The sequence below is a fragment of the Kitasatospora sp. NPDC059803 genome (assembly GCF_042732255.1).
Lineage (GTDB): Bacteria > Actinomycetota > Actinomycetes > Streptomycetales > Streptomycetaceae > Kitasatospora.
Genome location: NZ_JBHWIJ010000517.1, coordinates 1 through 2,575 on the forward strand (window position 1 = coordinate 1; position 2,575 = coordinate 2,575).

At 73.2% G+C, this 2,575-nt stretch carries 3 protein-coding genes; 2 read left to right on the forward strand and 1 reads right to left on the reverse strand.

Annotation, left to right across the window (positions count from 1 at the left end; all coding sequences use genetic code 11):
- Nucleotides 1-160: 160 nt before the first annotated feature.
- Nucleotides 161-1,387 carry a hypothetical protein gene (locus ACFV6I_RS38975; protein WP_380339959.1) on the forward strand — a complete coding sequence of 409 codons (1,227 nt, stop codon included), beginning with the start codon at nt 161-163 and terminating at the stop codon, nt 1,385-1,387.
- A gap of 137 nt (nt 1,388-1,524) precedes the next feature.
- On the forward strand, nt 1,525-2,298 hold the full coding sequence (locus ACFV6I_RS38980; protein WP_380430971.1) for a MerR family transcriptional regulator: 774 nt from the start codon (nt 1,525-1,527) through the stop codon (nt 2,296-2,298).
- An 83-nt stretch (nt 2,299-2,381) separates the two neighbouring features.
- Here the strand turns inward: ACFV6I_RS38980 and ACFV6I_RS38985 are convergent.
- Nucleotides 2,382-2,575, reverse strand: a 194-nt coding sequence (locus ACFV6I_RS38985) for a helix-turn-helix domain-containing protein (RefSeq protein ID WP_380430973.1), incomplete at its 5' end; no start/stop codon positions are given.

A 2,575-nucleotide genomic window follows, 5' to 3' on the forward strand; every position in this document is an offset into this window, starting at 1 on the left:
GGGCCCGCCCCGGCACCCGCCGGCGCTGCCCCACCCGCACCCCCCCGCGCGCCCGGGCCGTGCGCCGGCGCCCCCGCGGGCGCGGCGGCGCGGGCGGGACGCCTCCGTCACATAGGATGTCCGGCCGGAGGGGGGGCGGAACCGGCGGGGAGAGGGACAGGTGCGGGAATCACGCACGGCACGGACGGCCACCGACTACGAGTCGGCGACCGGGCGGATCGCGGGGCTGCCGCTGCGCAGGCACCACGTTCTGCTGGTGGCCTGGACGGTGCTCTGGTTCTTCCTGGTCGAGCCCAGCGGAGGCTTCTCCTGGCACTACCTGCGCCAGGGTGAGCAGCTGCTCTTCAGCGACCACCCGGACGGCGGGCTGGCGCTCTACGCCCACCACCCGGAGCTGCAGATCGGCCCGGTCAGCCTGGCCGTGGCCCGGCTCACGGCCCCGTTCTCGGCCCACACCGGCCAGCTGATCGCCGAGGCGGCGATGTCCGGGCTCGGCCTGGTGATGCTGGTCCTGATCGGTCGCACCGCCGCCCTGTACTACCTGGGCACCGGCACCAACCACCGCCGGCTCCAGCAGCGCCTGCTGATCGCCGGGCTGGCGTTCATCCCGATGTGGGTCGAGGTCTCGGTCCGCTTCGCGCACCTGGACGACGTCCTGGCGCTGTTCTTCACCACCCTCGCCGTGCACGCCCTGGCCCGCGGCAAACCCACCATGGTCGGCGTCTACCTGGCGCTGGCGGTGGATTCCAAGCCGTGGGCGATCGCCTTCGCCCCGCTGATCCTGGCGCTGCCCAGGCCCGCCTGGCTGCGCAGCGCGCTCTGGTTCGTCGGACTGGTGGCGATCGCCTGGCTGCCGTTCTACCTGGGCAATCTGGACACCCTGGCGGCCGCCAAGTTCACCATCCCCAACCAGCCGGCCTCCGCACTGCGCTGGTTCGGGGTGACCGACCCGGCCACCCCCTGGTGGGACCGTCCGACCCAGTTCGCCCTCGGCCTCGGCCTCGGCACCATCGCGGTCTGGCGCGGCCGCTGGCCGGCCGTGGTGCTGCTCGGTGCGGACGCCCGGATCCTGCTCGACCCGAGCGTCTACACCTACTACACGGCCTCGATCCTGCTCGGCACCCTGCTCTGGGACGCGGTCGGGCAGAAGCGGCTCGTCCCGTGGTGGAGCTGGATAGCGCTGGCGGCGCTGTACGGCGGGACGCTGTTCATCCCGTCCGACGCGGGCCGCGGCTTCGTCCGGCTGGCCTTCGTGGTGGTCTCCGCCGCGTACGTGCTGTTCTGGCCCACCCAGCAGACGCGCCGCCCGCGGACCCCGGCGGACGGCGAGGGGCGGCGCCGTTCCTCCCGGCGGCGCGAGCGCGTCCTGACCGGCACCGGAGCCTGACCGGCACAGGCACAGGCACAGGCACAGGCACGGGCACGGGCGCAGTCACGGCGCCGGTGCCCTCCCTCCCGAGGACGGCTTGACCCTCACGCGGCGTGAGAGCGGAGGCTGGTGGTCAGCACGAAGGGAGAACCCGGATGAGCAGCGAGGGCTACTCGGTCGGCGCCGTGGCCAAGATCGCCAAGGTGACCGTCCGCACCCTGCACCACTACGACGAGATCGGCCTGTTGTCCCCCGCGGGCCGCACCCGGACCGGCTACCGCCGCTACCAGGACGCCGACCTCGACCGGTTGCAGCAGATCCTCTTCTACCGCGAACTCGGGTTCCCCCTGGAAGAGATCGCGGCGATCCTGGACGACGACTCGGTCAGCCCGAGCGAGCACCTCCGGCGGCAGCACCGACTGCTGACCGACCGGATCAGGCACCTCCAGGACCTCGCCACAGCCGTCGAACACGCCATGGAGGCACGAAGAATGGGCATTCAGCTGAGCCCGGAGGAGAAGTTCGAGATCTTCGGCGAGGGCTACCAGGAGGAGTGGGAGCAGGAGGCCGAACAGCGCTGGGGCGACACCGCGGCCTGGGCCGAGTCGCAGCGCCGCACCGGCGGCTACGACAAGGCCGACTGGCAGCGGATCCAGACGGAGATGGCCGACCTCAACACCCGCCTGGTCGAGGCGCTCGCCGCCGGCGAACCCGCCGACGGCGTCGCCGCCACGGACCTCGCCGAGGCGCACCGGCAGCACATCTGCCAGAACTTCTACGACTGCACGTTCACCATCCACCGCGGCCTGGCCGGGCTGTACGTCTCCGACCCGCGGTGGACCACCACCTACGAGAACCTCGCCCCGGGCCTGGCGCAGTGGCTGCACGACGCCATCCTCGCCAACGCGGACCGGCACGAGAAGGCATAGTCGCCGCCGGACGCCGGACGCCGGACGCCGGACGCCGGACGCCGGACGCCGGACGCCGGATGCCGGGCCGCGTGGCGGGGGGGCTACGCGACCCCGCGCCCGAAGGAGCGCCGGTAGGCGGTCGGGGAGGTGCGCATCACCCGGCCGAAGTGGTGGCGGAAGGTCGCGGCGCTCTCGAAGCCGACCGCCGCCGCGATCTCCTCCACCGTCCCCTCCGGTGACTCCAGCAACGGCAGGCTGGCCGCGGTGTGGGGGGGTGTGGCGCACGCGCCCACGC